The organism is Aeromonas sp. ASNIH7 (assembly GCF_002903485.1).
Classification (GTDB): domain Bacteria; phylum Pseudomonadota; class Gammaproteobacteria; order Enterobacterales; family Aeromonadaceae; genus Aeromonas; species Aeromonas caviae.
Genome location: NZ_CP026226.1, coordinates 1022091 through 1035478 on the forward strand (window position 1 = coordinate 1022091; position 13388 = coordinate 1035478).

13 protein-coding genes are annotated in these 13388 nt (G+C 60.8%); 11 read left to right on the plus strand and 2 right to left on the minus strand.

Annotation, left to right across the window (positions count from 1 at the left end; translation table 11 throughout):
* The first annotated feature begins 13 nt into the window (after positions 1-13).
* Genes trbF through C2U47_RS04630 form a run of 4 tightly spaced genes read left to right on the plus strand, consistent with a single transcriptional unit; the run spans position 14 to position 3232 of the window.
* Positions 14-718, plus strand: coding sequence for a conjugal transfer protein TrbF (trbF, locus tag C2U47_RS04615; protein ID WP_001211312.1), 705 nt, complete (start codon positions 14-16; stop codon positions 716-718).
* Positions 715-1707 (plus strand): P-type conjugative transfer protein TrbG, encoded by a 993-nt coding sequence (gene trbG, locus C2U47_RS04620; RefSeq protein ID WP_000776560.1) that lies wholly within the window; start codon positions 715-717, stop codon positions 1705-1707. The genes trbF and trbG overlap by 4 nt, the downstream gene beginning before the upstream one ends.
* 2 nt (positions 1708-1709) lie before the next feature.
* The gene (locus tag C2U47_RS04625) at positions 1710-2990 is read left to right on the plus strand and encodes a TrbI/VirB10 family protein (protein WP_003092274.1); all 1281 of its coding nucleotides are present in this window, start codon (positions 1710-1712) and stop codon (positions 2988-2990) included.
* Positions 2987-3232: a DUF2274 domain-containing protein gene (locus C2U47_RS04630; RefSeq protein ID WP_000108283.1), complete on the plus strand. Its 246-nt coding sequence runs from the start codon at positions 2987-2989 to the stop codon at positions 3230-3232. The genes C2U47_RS04625 and C2U47_RS04630 overlap by 4 nt, the downstream gene beginning before the upstream one ends.
* 221 nt (positions 3233-3453) lie before the next feature.
* On the opposite strand, the gene C2U47_RS23505 is transcribed toward C2U47_RS04630, so the two are convergent.
* Together C2U47_RS23505 and C2U47_RS04640 are read right to left on the minus strand one after the other, a co-directional pair.
* Positions 3454-3780 (minus strand): LysR family transcriptional regulator, encoded by a 327-nt coding sequence (locus C2U47_RS23505; protein WP_435827896.1) that lies wholly within the window; start codon positions 3778-3780, stop codon positions 3454-3456.
* A gap of 74 nt (positions 3781-3854) precedes the next feature.
* Positions 3855-5279 (minus strand): efflux transporter outer membrane subunit, encoded by a 1425-nt coding sequence (locus C2U47_RS04640; protein ID WP_028699135.1) that lies wholly within the window; start codon positions 5277-5279, stop codon positions 3855-3857.
* A 109-nt stretch (positions 5280-5388) separates the two neighbouring features.
* On the opposite strand from C2U47_RS04640, the gene C2U47_RS04645 reads away from it, so the two are divergent.
* The 7 genes from C2U47_RS04645 (at position 5389) to C2U47_RS04675 (ending at position 13362) form a co-directional block, all read left to right on the plus strand.
* Positions 5389-6024 carry a TetR/AcrR family transcriptional regulator gene (locus C2U47_RS04645; protein WP_103261469.1) on the plus strand — a complete coding sequence of 212 codons (636 nt, stop codon included), beginning with the start codon at positions 5389-5391 and terminating at the stop codon, positions 6022-6024.
* On the plus strand, positions 6024-7190 hold the full coding sequence (locus tag C2U47_RS04650) for an efflux RND transporter periplasmic adaptor subunit (protein WP_023123862.1): 1167 nt from the start codon (positions 6024-6026) through the stop codon (positions 7188-7190). The genes C2U47_RS04645 and C2U47_RS04650 overlap by 1 nt, the downstream gene beginning before the upstream one ends.
* 22 nt (positions 7191-7212) lie before the next feature.
* Positions 7213-10326: an efflux RND transporter permease subunit gene (locus C2U47_RS04655; protein WP_103261470.1), complete on the plus strand. Its 3114-nt coding sequence runs from the start codon at positions 7213-7215 to the stop codon at positions 10324-10326.
* Between the two features lie 80 nt (positions 10327-10406).
* A complete protein-coding gene (locus C2U47_RS04660) occupies positions 10407-10754 on the plus strand; it encodes a DMT family transporter (RefSeq protein WP_038421338.1) in 348 nt (115 codons plus the stop codon).
* A gap of 15 nt (positions 10755-10769) precedes the next feature.
* Positions 10770-11390 (plus strand): DUF3313 family protein, encoded by a 621-nt coding sequence (locus tag C2U47_RS04665; RefSeq protein ID WP_000837791.1) that lies wholly within the window; start codon positions 10770-10772, stop codon positions 11388-11390.
* Complete coding sequence (locus C2U47_RS04670; RefSeq protein ID WP_000063629.1) at positions 11387-12544, plus strand: MlaE family ABC transporter permease; 1158 nt, start codon at positions 11387-11389, stop codon at positions 12542-12544. Before C2U47_RS04665 ends, C2U47_RS04670 begins: the two co-directional genes overlap by 4 nt.
* Positions 12541-13362: an ABC transporter ATP-binding protein gene (locus C2U47_RS04675; protein WP_023093371.1), complete on the plus strand. Its 822-nt coding sequence runs from the start codon at positions 12541-12543 to the stop codon at positions 13360-13362. The genes C2U47_RS04670 and C2U47_RS04675 overlap by 4 nt, the downstream gene beginning before the upstream one ends.
* Positions 13363-13388: the final 26 nt, after the last annotated feature.

A 13388-nucleotide genomic window follows, 5' to 3' on the forward strand; every position in this document is an offset into this window, starting at 1 on the left:
AAGGAGAACACCCATGCGATTCAAACGACCGCAGGTGCGCTACGCCGATACGCCGCAGCCTGCCACCCCGTATCAAGCCGCCGCCCAGGTGTGGGACGACCGTATCGGCTCCGCCCGCGTGCAGGCGAAGAATTGGCGCCTGATGGCCTTCGGCTGCCTAGTGCTCGCGCTGTTGATGGCCGGCGGCCTGGTGTGGCGCTCGGCGCAGTCCATCGTGACGCCCTATGTCATCGAGGTCGATCAAGCCGGGCAGGTGCGCGCCGTGGGAGAGGCCGCCACGCCGTACCGGCCCGGCGACGCGCAGATCGCGCACCACCTGGCGCGCTTCGTGACGCTGGTTCGCTCGCTGTCCATCGACCCCATCGTGGTGCGGCAGAACTGGCTCGATGCCTACGACTACACCACCGACAAGGGCGCGGCGGTGCTCAACGACTACGCCCGCACCAATGACCCATTCGCCCGCATCGGCAAGGAATCGGTAACGGTGCAAATCACCAGCGTGGTTCGCGCGAGCGACACGTCTTTCAACGTGCGCTGGACAGAGCAGCGCTATGTCAACGGTGCGCCCGCCGGCACCGAACGCTGGAACGCCGTGCTTTCGACCGTCCTGCAAACCCCGCGTACTGAACAGCGCCTGCTCAAGAACCCATTGGGTATCTACGTCAACGGCCTGTCATGGAGCCGCGAACTGGATTCTTCCGAAGGAGCCAAACCATGAAACTTCGTTTCCGCCTTTACGTTGTTCCTTTGACGCTGCTGGCCCTCGCGGGCTGCGCCTCGCAGGGGAAGCCGCCGCCATCCATCTCGCTCGACGAGACGGTGCTGGCCCAGCCGTTGCCCGAACCGCCCAAGCCCGTCGAAGTCGTCGCCGTCCCTGAACCGCTGGCGCTGCCGGCGCAGTTGAAGCCCCTGCCGGAACTCGATGAGGCCCCCGTTGCGCCGGAGCCGGCCGACGAAAAGGTGCGCGTTTCCCGTGCCAATGCAGAAGCGCGTATCGCGCCTACCCGTGAGGGCTACGTCAACGCGATTCAGGTGTGGCCGTTCACCGATGGCGCGCTTTATCAGGTCTATGCGTCGCCGGGGCGCGTGACGGTGGTTTCGCTTCAACCGGGCGAGGAACTGGTAACGGTCGCCGCCGGCGATACCGTGCGCTGGATCGTGGGCGACACGTCCAGCGGCGGCGGGGCCGATCTGCGCGTCAATGTGCTGGTCAAGCCTATCCGCTCCGGTCTGAAAACCAATCTCGTCATCACCACCAGTCGGCGCACCTACCTGCTGGAGCTGACCTCGACCGAGAGGGCATGGATGGCGTCGGTGTCCTGGGACTATCCGAAAGACCGAATGCTCGCGTTGCAACGCCAGGCGCAGGCAGCGCAGGCAACAACGCCTGTCGATACGGGCCTGTCGCTGGACAAGATCCGCTTCCGCTACGCGGTATCGGGCAGCAACCCGCCGTGGAAGCCTCTGCGCGCCTTCGATGATGGAGAGAAGGTCTATATCCAGTTCCCGCCGGGCATCGCCCAGGGCGAGCTGCCGCCGCTGTTTGTCATCGGCGCGCAGGGCGACGGGCAACTGGTGAACTACCGTTTTCGCTCGCCGTACTACGTCGTGGATCGCCTGTTCGGCGCGGCCGAACTGCGGCTGGGCGGCGATGGCGGCGACGTGGTGCGGATCGAGCGCACCGATGGTGTTGCACGGAGGAACTGACCATGAGCCAGGATGACACTCCCGACCTTGCCGCGCCGCAGGCGGACAAGGTGGCGCCGGAGGCAGTGGCGCTGCGCGCCCAGCCGCGTCCAGTCACACGCCTGAACCGGCGCTCGCTGGCCATCCTTGCCGGCGTCCTAGCGGTCGCCGTGCTCGGCGCGCTGATGTGGTCGCTGCAACCTCATCGACGCAGCACAGGCGAGCAGACCGAGCTTTACAACGTCGATCGCGTGTCAAAGTCGGAAGGACTGGATGCGCTGCCGACGGACTATTCCAAGCTGCCGCCGGCGTTGCTGCCTGCCGTTCCCGAACTAGGGCCACCGCTGCCGGGCGATCTTGGCCCGGCTATCGTGAAGTCGCAGCAACCGGCGACGGCTGCCTACGCGGCCCCCGGTCACGACCCGAACGATGCCCTGCGAAAAGAAGCCGAGGCGGCCGCGGCCTCGTCCGTGTTCTTCCGCTCGGGTGGGCAGAATGCGGCGCCGGTAGCGCAGACACAGGTGGCCGCTGCGCCGGGCTTCGCCGCCAATGCGGCGTTTGACCCGCTGGCGGCCGGGCCGGCCTCCACGGCGGCCCAACCTGCTGACCCGACAGCGGTGCAAAACCGGCAAGACCAGAAAGAGGCTTTCATGAAAGCTGGCCCCACTGAAACCCGTAATTCCGGCAATCTGACTCTGCCAATTTCGCCGTATCAGGTTATGGCCGGAACAGTGGTCGCAGGTGCCTTGGTGACGGGCATCAAGTCGGACTTGCCCGGCGACGTGATCGCCACGGTGACGGAGCCGGTCTATGACACAGCCACCGGGCGCTTCCTGCTGATTCCGCAGGGTTCGCGCATCCTGGGCAAATACAACAGCCAGGTCAGCTACGGGCAGAGCCGCGTTCAAGTCGTCTGGAACCGGATCATCCTGCCGGACACGTCTTCGCTCACGCTCGACAACCTGGCCGGCACCGACCCAGCCGGCTATGCCGGGCTGGAGGACGATGTGGACTACCACTGGGGCCGCATCTTTGCCGGTGCGGCACTCACCACGCTGCTGGGCGTCGGTGCCGAGCTGGCCGCGCCGGAGAACCGGCAGGATGGTGATCGCGTCATCATCGCTGGGCGCGACAGCGCGCAGGACAGCATCAATCAGGTCGGCCAGGAGATGACCCGGCGCAACCTCAACATCCAGCCGACCTTAACGCAACGGCCGGGCCTGCCGGTTCGCATCATCGTCAACCGGGATCTGGTGCTGCGGCCGTACCAGCCGCTGTTCTTCAACCGGGGGACTTCACGATGAGCACGACCAAGAAGCTGCGGCTCGGCCCGCTGCCGAAGACCGAGAGCACCAAGCTGACTTTCGTTTGCCCGACCAGCTTGAAAGTCGACCTCGACCGCTACGCCGCGCTACACGCGCAGGCGTATGGCGAGGCCGTTGATGCGGCGACGCTGATCCCGCATATGCTGGAAGCGTTCATGGCGGGGGATCGAGGATTCAGGAAGGGCACGGCGACCCGCAGCACACCACCGAAGCCGCCATGATTGCACCGCATGCTATTCAACGGCATCCATCGAACGCGCAGCCCAGGCTGCGCGTTCTTCATTCTGGATGCCGCCGAGCCTGTTGGGCTATGATGATGCGACAGGCCCGCCGTTCCTCGGCAATCCAGCACTACACAGTGCGATGCGGCTTTCTCTCCCAACGCTCCTATGTCGCTCCTAGCCGACAACGCCGCTCTTCTTCTAAGCGGCCCCGAAAGGAGCTAACCTACTGTCCCATATACGGTTTCAAGTCCTTCTTGATTTGCGCGAAAGAATTGACACCGGCACTTTTTTGCTGCCTTCACGCAGTCCCGCGCCTGTTGCAAGGATGCGAACACCCGAGGTGCGTGCTCCATGAGCATCAACCCAGCTCGTGTCAAACGCGTGCTTCTCGTGTTCCGAATAAAGAGCTGTGCTCCTAACTCCTCTTCGAGTTCTTTGATCGTGCGAGACAGTGGGGACTGCTCAATATGCAGTTTCGCAGCGGCGCGAGCGAAGTGAAGTTCCTCGGCGAGCGCCATAAAACAACGTAGATGTCGAATTTCCATGCGTCCCCTACTAATCGTCGATCTATTCAGTATTTAAAACTCGCTGCCATGCTGCGTTCTTCCAACTCAAGGACTCAGGGTGAAGATTGCAGATTCACATGCTCTGGCGAACCAGAAAGCGCTTTAGCGAGAACACCCCATTGCACGGCTGCGTCGGCGCGAGCACGGACCAGAGCCGCTCGCTGGGACAAGGTGCCACGCTCCGCTTCTGCAACAACGGTCGCATCCACCTGTCCCGCCTCAAAGAGGCGTCGACTGCGGTCAAGGAGTCGATCAGCGACGACAAGACCATCGACCTGATGCTGCAGAGAAGTCCGCTGGGTCTGCCAGCCCAGATAAGCGTTCTCCACATCCTGAAGCGCAAGCAAAACCGTGCGTTCCAGGTCAGCCTGTGCGCCGCGACTGCGTGCTGAGCCCTCGTCGATTCCCGCTTGTATTGCTCCACCGTCAAAGATCGGAAGCGTCACACCCAAGCCCAGAGAGAAAATGTTCCCTGCCACACGTGTTCCGTTGTTCTCGAAGCGTTGGCGCCCACCACTCAAATCGAGCACAAGTTTGGGGAACCGCTCGCCTTCTGCTGCGTTCCATCGCGCCGTCGCCGCTGCAAGACGCGCCTGCGCGGCTCTGACGTCGGGGCGCTGCTGCAGCAATTCGCCTGGCACGCTTCTGGGAGTCCAATCGGGCATGGTGAGAGAGGCAAGCGCAGGACCGCTGCCAAGCGCCCCCGGAATCCGGCCAACGAGCACATCCAAGGCATGCGTTGCTTCGCCGCGTACGCGTCGCAACTGCTCTTGCTCCACCCGGAGGGCGATGACCTCGGAACGCGTGCGTTCAATGTCAAAGCCCGTAGCTTGACCTGCCTTGAACTTCTGCTCTGTCAGACGCTCAAGGCGCTCGGCGACTTGAAGTCGCTCTTTTGCCAGATCTTCCAGCTCTGCCGCCTGCCGCTGCTGCAGTGCAGCGGACACTGTCTCAAAGGCGATCTGCCAACGTGTCGCGAACCAGTTCTGTTCGACAGCAACTGCGTCCATCCGTGCGCCATCAGCGGCATGCGAGAGGCGGCCCGCTAGATCAACTTCCCATGAAGCCGACAGCGGAAGCCTGGCATCGCTGCTGATGGTCGGTGCCAAAGAAAAGTCGCGCGCGCGCGTTGCTTGGGGCGTGAGCGCCAAGCTAGGGAACATTGAAGCGCGTGTACGTCGGGTGATCGCCACAGCTTCATCAATCCGCGCTCTTGCAATAGCGAGATCGGTGTTGTGCTCCAGCGCGTTGCGCACCAGCGCGTCAATCAGCGGATCACCGTACGCCGTCCACCACTCGGCCGGGAGTGCTTGTGCTGGCACCTGCTGCACAGCCAGACCCGCTTCGTTCATGAATTTGGCCGGAACCTCAACGCGTGATGTCTCCACCCTGTGAGGCGAGTGGCTGCACGCGGCGAGAAGCGTGATCGATAGGAATGCAACAGCAGTAAGGCCGCGGCGGGCGTAGGGATCGGACATGTTGAGCCACTAGGTTGTGAATTGAGGAGGCCGTCTTGACGGGCATAGTTCATGGCGTGTACTATATCGTCCAGACGGTTCAAAAATCAAGCATCTTTGGAGTTTCACCATGGCAACTCGTATGAAATCAAGCCCAGAGGAGTCGCATTCGGCGGACAACGGCGCTGAAGCCCCCTCCATCTCTAAGAAAGCGCAACAAACACGGGAGCGCATCCTTCAAGCTGCGCGTGACGTAGTCATGGAGGGAGGTGCCGGGCACCTAACGCTTGACGCGGTCGTTGCACGGGCAGGAATGAGCAAAGGTGCGTTCCTGTACCACTTCAAGACCAAGCGCGATCTGCTCCTCACGGTGATTGATGACCAGGTCTCGGCGTTTGATGGCGGGCAGGAAGAGCGAGAGCTGCCATTCGTCGGCGATCCAGACCCTTGGCTATCCAGCCAGGTCTCGGCTATGCCTGACGGCGGGATGCAAAAGATGAGCGCTGCATTGCTGGCGGCCGTGGCTGAAGACCCCACGCTGCTTGAGCCTGTGCGCGGCTGGTACCGCAGGCAGTACGAGAACGCGAGCAAATCTCCACGCGGCACCGATATCGCCGGAATCGTTCTATTTGCCTTGGACGGAGTCTTCCTCGCCGAAATGATGGGTTTTCCGACGTTTGCTGCCGAAGACCTTTCTCGACTCATGCACACCCTCCAGGCGCTCGCCCGCGGCGAACTGGAACTCACCCCTATTGATAAACGCTGATGAAAGGCCTTCCCGTGTCTTGCACTCCCTTTAAATCCCAGTCCTGGCAAATGCAGAAAGTCGGCCTCGCGTTTGTTCTGCTCGCATCGCTTGCCGGCTGTGGTAGTCAGAAGGAGCCTGCTTCCGATCCACCGCGAGCGGTCAAGCTGCTCACGGTGGGGGATGTAGGTTCTGTGGCCAATCGCATTGAATTGAGTGGTCTAGCTCGCTCCAGTGAGCGGAGTACCTTGGGGTTCGAGACTGGCGGGCGTATCAGCAAGCTTCATGTGGACGTGGGAGATCGCTTCTCTCGCGGACAGCTTCTGGCTGAGTTGGATGTTCAGCCCGAGCAACTCCGCCTAGAACAGGCTCGGGCGACACTCGCTGCTGCGGAAGCCGCATTGGCAGACAGAATCGTGCAGACAACGCAGCAAAGGGGGCTGCTTGAGGGCAACGTAATCTCCCCGGCTGCATTCGAGAGTGTGAAAGCACAGTTGGTTGCAGCTGAAGGCCAGGTGCGCAATGCAAAGGCCGCATTCGGCCTTGCCGAGCGTGCGCGAAGGGGGGCCGCCATTCATGCGCCATTCGACGGCGTCGTCGCGGAGAAACTCGCTCTGCCGTTCACAGATATTGCAGCCGGAGCGCCGGTGCTTCAAGTGGATGGACTACGCAGCGGCGTAGAAGTCCTTGCGACTGCATCGACGACCCAGGCGGCAAATATCAAAATTGGGCAGGTCGCCGAACTGCGCCTGAGCGAGTCAGCAAGTCCCGTTCGTGCTTCGGTACAACGCATCGGCTTGCGTGCTGAAAATGGCTCACTTTTACCTGTCGTGCTCGTTCCTCAAGATGCTACTCTTGCGCGCAGTCTTCGACCCGGGTCTGCCGTTCAAGTATTGCTGAAGGCACCGGAAGCGAAGGATGCCTCACCAGATCGTCTGATGCTTCCCTATTCGGCACTGGTGCTCAGTGAGAAAGCAGGACAAGCCGCAGTGTTTGTATATGACGTGACCGGAAAGAAGGTGCACCGCCGGGAAGTGCAATTCCAGAGCGAGCCAGGCGGCGACAACGTTCGCGTTGTGGGCGGCCTGAAGCGCGGCGAGATGGTAGTCGCGGCTGGCGCGAGTTGGCTGACGAACGAGCAACAAGTCACCCCACTCAAGGCCACGACCCAATTGGCCGGACGCTGACCCGCTACAGGAAGACTTCGCTATGAAGATCACAGAAATGGCGCTGCGCGCCAGCAGACTCACCTACCTTGCCGCGGTCATCATTCTTGTTGCCGGCATTGCCACGTTTCTCAATTTCCCTTCGCAGGAAGAGCCATCGGTCACGATTCGAGATGCGGTTGTTGCCGTTCTGAACCCTGGCATGCCAGCCGAACGTGTTGAGCAGTTGATCGCGCGTCCGATCGAGGAGCGTTTGCGGGAGCTGGCCGAGGTCAAGCGTGTAACCACAACCGTTCGCGCGGGCGGGGCCGTCATACAGGTCACGATCTGGGAGCGGTACACCGACCTAGCCCCCATATGGCAGCGCGTTCGCGCGAAGGTTGCCGATGCTCAGCCTCTGCTTCCACAGGGTACGTTGGGGCCATTTGTCAACGACGACTTCGGCCGTGTTGCCGTGGCCTCCATTGCGGTGACCGCGCCGGGCTACTCCATGGGCGAAATGCGTGTGTCGTTGAAAGAGATGCGCGATCGCCTATACGCGCTTCCCGGCGTTGATCGCATCAGCTTCTACGGCTTGCAGGAAGAGCGCGTCTATCTCGAATTTGATCGACCAAAACTAGCCCAGCTTGGATTGACCCCACAAGGGGTGATCGATCAACTCGTTAAACAAAACGTCGTGCTTTCAGGCGGGCAAATCGCCATCGGTGGCATCAACGCTTCGCTGGCTGTTAGTGGAGAGGTTCGCGACGCCGCCTCGCTGCGCGCGTTGCCGATCATGATGGCGCAAGCTCAGGGTGCGCGCGGTGCTTCGCCTGCTCCTTCAATCTCACTGGGAGAGCTTGCGCGCGTGCAGGTACAACCTGCAGATCCTCCCGAGTCTGCTGCAGTCTATAAGGGCCAGCCTGCCGTAGTGATGGCAGTGTCCATGACCTCGGGCCAGAACGTGGAGCAATTCGGCGTAGCCCTCAAATCCCGTGTGGCCGAGCTTGAGAAACTTCTGCCCGCAGGTTTCGAGCTCTCCTATGTGACATTCCAGGCAGACGTCGTCAAACGTGAAATGGGCAAGATGAACCAGGTGATGATCGAAACGATTGTCATCGTGCTCGGCGTCGTCGTCCTTTTCCTGGGATGGCGCACAGGATTCATCGTCGGGATGATCGTGCCGCTTACCATTCTGGGGGCACTGATCGTGATGCGCGCGCTGAACATCGAGCTGCAAAGTGTTTCGATGGCAGCCATCATCATCGCTTTGGGGCTCTTGGTAGACAACGGCATCGTGATTGCCGAAGACATTGAACGGCGCTTGGCAGCCGGTGAAGACCGCAAACAGGCTTGTCTCGAAGCGGGTCGTACCCTCGCACTGCCGCTGCTGACGTCCTCATTGGTTATCGTCATCGCCTTCTCCCCGTTCTTCTTCGGCCAGAGTGCGACGAGTGAGTATCTGCGCTCTCTCGTCATTGTCCTCGCGCTCACGTTACTCGGATCTTGGCTGTTGTGTCTGACCGTCACTCCACTGCTGTGCTACCACTTCACCAAAGTGCATCATCAACCGGCGAATGACGCGCAAACCTACAACACACGCTTCTATCGCGGCTATCGCAAGTTGCTTGAGTGGGTGCTTGACCACAAGGCGATCTACGTTGGTGTGATGACGGGTGCATTGGCCGTAGCTCTGTACGGATTCACGACACTGCCATACGACTTCTTGCCGAAGTCCGACCGAGTTCAATTCCAAATACCGGTGCAGCTCGCCCCTGGAACGGATTCACGGCTCACTCTTGCCAAAGTGAAGGAAGTGAGCGGCTGGCTCGGTGATCAAGAAATCAACCCCGAAATCACGGATCACATTGGCTACGTCGCTGACGGTGGGCCGCGCTTCATCCTTGGGCTCAATCCCCCATTGCCAGCATCGAACATCGCGTACTTTGTCGTGACGGTCAAGGCAGGCACCAACATTGACGTCGTGATTGCCCGAACTCGGGCTTACTTCGCGCAGCATCATGGAGATGTACGCGCAGAGCCTCAGCGGTTCTCGCTAGGCACTACCGAAGCCGGCACAGCCGTCTACCGGGTCAGTGGGCCGGATCATGAGGTGCTGATGAATGCGGCGGCGAAAATTGAGTCCGCGCTACGGGAGCTGCCAGGTACGGCCAACATCAAGAACAACTGGGATACCCGTGTCGGCCGTCTCGATGTTCGGGTCGATCAAGATCGTGCGCGACGTGCTGGCGTCACCACCGACGACATAGCTGCCTGGCTTGGCACCCGCTACATCGGCCAGTCGATCTCTGTGATCCGAGATGGCGATACCAGCGTGCCAATCGTGATGCGCGGGACGTCCAATGATCGGCGCAGCACTGCGGACGTTGGTTCGACGACCATCTATCCAGCGTCGGGTGGCCAGCCGGTTTCCCTGGCGCAAGTGGCCGATGTCACGCTCGCTAGCGAGCCGTCTGTGATCCAGCGCCGCAATCTCATTCGTACAGTCACAGTTCAGGGGCAGAACACCGCATACACCGCGCAAGAGATCGTGGATCACCTCGCACCTCGGATCGCCGCAATTGAACTACCTGCAGGCTATGCCATAGAGCTTGGTGGAGAAATTGAGGAATCGGCTGAATCGAATGCATCGCTCACGCACTACATGCCGTTCGCTCTTCTGGCGATGTTGCTGCTATTCATCTGGCAGTTCAACTCCTTCCGCAAGCTGATCGTGATTCTCGCAACGATTCCCTTCACGTTGATTGGGGTCGTGATTGCACTGAAGGCAACAGGCACTCCTTTCAGCTTCATGGCGACATTCGGGGTGCTTGCGCTGTTCGGAATCATCGTCAACAACGCCGTTCTTCTGCTCGAACAAATTGAACACGGCCTCTCGGAAGGTCTCGCCCGACATGAAGCCCTGGTGGGAGCTGCGATGCAGCGGCTGCGTCCAATCGTGATGACCAAGGTGACCTGTATCGCGGGTCTCGTGCCCCTGATGTTGTTTGCGGGGCCGCTGTGGAAGGGCATGGCCATCGGCATGATCGGTGGTCTCGCACTTGGCACGCTCGTGACGCTTGGCCTGATTCCGTTGCTCTACGAGGTGCTGTTCGGAATCAAGCGAATTGGGCCGTGGAACCTGAGTGTCGCCACCGCGCATGGAGATCGCTCATGAGTCTCTTGCGAGCCGCCGCGTGCTGCGCATTCTCAGAATTCGTATGCACCCACGCTTCATGCGTATGTCTCGCTAGGCTTATGCGATTCAGCACCCATCCGCTGATCTGGAAATCCTGGTCGATTGTCATTGCCGCAGGGGTTCTAGGAGCGGGCTATCCACTGGGCCTGCGGGCCATCACGGCGGGCGGTCCGATGCGCTGGGTCGGCCTCTGTGTGGCAGTGACGTGCATGGCGGCCAGCGGCGCACTTTTGTGGTTCGCGCTCAAGCGGATTCCGATCAGCGCGGCCTCTGCAGCCTGGGCAGGAATCGGGCTACTTGGAAACTTGGGCGTCGGCGCCCTCCTACTAGGCGATGTCGCATCGGTAACGCGCTGGTCTGGCACCGCCCTCATCGCAGCAGGCATTGCCTGTCTTAGTTTCGTTTGATCAAGGAGACCCATTATGAAGAGCAAAACTGCATTGATCCGCGGCGGCATCTTTTTTTGCGTAGCAGGCGCGCTCTCTGGATGCGCGACCAACAGCATGACGCGCTCCGGATTTCTCGGCGACTACGAGAAGTTATCGCCGACACGATACGAGAACGTACTGATGTACCGCGCAGCGGGATTCGAGCCCAAGCGTTATGCCGCTGTCGTGGTGGAAGAAGCGCAGATCAAGACCGCCTCGGGTCGCATCGATGGGCTCGATGACGCGCAGCAGCGCGAAGTGCTAGACCATGTGACGAGCGAACTGAAACGCCAGGAAGGCAAAAGTCCCGCCCCCCCAGGTGGCGCGGGACAGGTTCGGGTGCGTGTAGCGGTCACCGAACTGCAGACACCGAATCGGGCAGTCAATGCAATGACGACCCTGCTGGTTGGACCCGTGACGACGGGTGGTGCCAGCCTAGAGTTCGAAGCAGTCGATTTAAGGACGGGACGCCGGGTTGCTGCCGCCAGTTGCTTCGAGCGCGGCAACGTCATTAAAGAGTTCGCCGGTTCGTACACATTGCTGGGTCATGCCAAAGCGGCGATCACGAACTGCATCGAGCGCATCGACAGCGCTTGGCGGGACACGCAGCCATGAGCAACGCTTCACAGGCTTGGCTCCGGCAGGATGCCATGGTCGGCGGTGATCACAAATGGCTGGCGGGTGGCGACTGGACGATAGAGCACTACGCCAGTCTGGCAAAATCCGTGTCCGCCGCCCGCATCAGTCATGCCGAGGGGTACGCCACTCCCTTACTCGACTGGACGCAAGTCCAGAGACTGGACACCGCCGGCGCGGCTCTGCTGGTGGAAATTCTCGGGCCAGACTCGATACTCGACCGGCCGGAGGCAGCTCCAAATCTGTCCTCGGATCGCCTCGCCCTAATGAGAGCGCTGGCCGCCGCTGCTACCGATCAGCAGAAGACGGAGAAAGCAGCGGTGAGCGGGAATCCTCTGCTCCGCGGTCTGGGACGCATAGGCCTGACCTTGGAACAGGGCTGTCGTGCGTGTCTTGGTCTGGCCGGGTTCGTGGGCCAGATCATCGAAACATGGAGCCGTACCGTTCGTCACCCGCGTCGCTGGCGCGCGACCTCGGTGATCGCTCAAATCCAGCGATCAGCGGTGGACGCCATTCCCATCGTGGCGCTACTGAGCTTCATGGTAGGAATGGTGGTGGCGTTCCTGGGAGCAACGGTGCTGGCCAACTTCGGTGCGAGCATCTTCTCGGTGCATCTGGTCGCCTTCTCGTTCATGCGCGAGTTCGGAGTGCTGCTCCCGGCCATATTGATTGCAGGCCGTACCGCAAGCGCGTACACCGCCCAAATCGGTTCGATGAAGGCAAATGAAGAGATCGATGCGCTTCGCTCCAACGCGCTCGACCCCATCGAGTTACTGGTGCTGCCACGCGTGCTGGCGCTTCTTGTGTCCTTGCCACTGCTCACCTTAGTAGGCATCTTGGCTGGCATTGCGGGCGGCGCCACCGTATGCGCACTGAGCTTGGAAATTCCTCCCGCACAGTTCCTTGCCATCGTGCAGGAAAAAATCGAGGTGCGCCATTTTCTTGTCGGAATGAGCAAGTCCCCGCTCTTCGCGGTGATGATCGCCGCTATCGGCTGCCATGAAGGGTTCAAGGTCGCCGGTAGCGCTGAGTCGGTAGGCGACCACACGACGTCTAGTGTCGTGCAATCAATCTTCATGGTGATCCTGATAGACGCCATCGCTGCACTGTTCTTCATGGAGATGGGCTGGTGAGCGCGGTGAAGCAAGACACCGACAACGGTGTGCGACACGCTATTGAAGTGCGCGGCCTGGACAACAGGTTTGGAACCCAGCAGGTCCATCAGGACCTAGACCTGGACGTGCGGCGCGGGGAAATCCTTGGCGTGGTGGGAGGGTCAGGCACCGGGAAATCCGTGCTCTTGCGTAGCGTCGTCGGGCTGCAGAAGCCGCATTCGGGCGTGGTCCGTATCGGGGGGCGCGACCTACTGCGAGCCCAATGGCTTGCGCGCGCGCGTATGGAGCGAAGGTTCGGCATTCTGTTCCAGAAGGGCGCGTTGTATTCATCGCTGACCGTCTTGGAGAACGTCGCTCTTCCTTTGATCGAGCATGTCGGTCTGGCGCGGCCTCTTGCCGAGCGTTTGGCAAGAAGCAAGCTGGGCTTGGTGGGGTTGCCTGCCGGAGCGGGAGACAAGTATCCGGCCTCGTTGTCCGGAGGCATGGTGAAACGAGCAGCACTGGCGAGAGCCTTGGCGCTTGATGCGAACATCCTGTTTCTTGACGAACCCACCGCAGGACTGGATCCAATCGGGGCTGCATCTTTCGACCAATTGATTCTGACCCTGCGCAATGCACTGGGCCTCACGGTGTTTCTGGTAACCCACGACCTCGATACGCTGTACACCATATGCGACCGTGTCGCGGTCCTGGCGAACCAGAAGGTACTCATCAACGACGGCATCGAGGCAGTCGAGCGCTTCAAGCACCCGTGGATACAGGAATACTTTCACGGCCCCCGTGGCCGTGCGGCCGCACAGGCCACTGGTGCTTCCAGCCAAGAGACGCAGCCATGAAACCCCTCCGCATCTGCATCATTCTT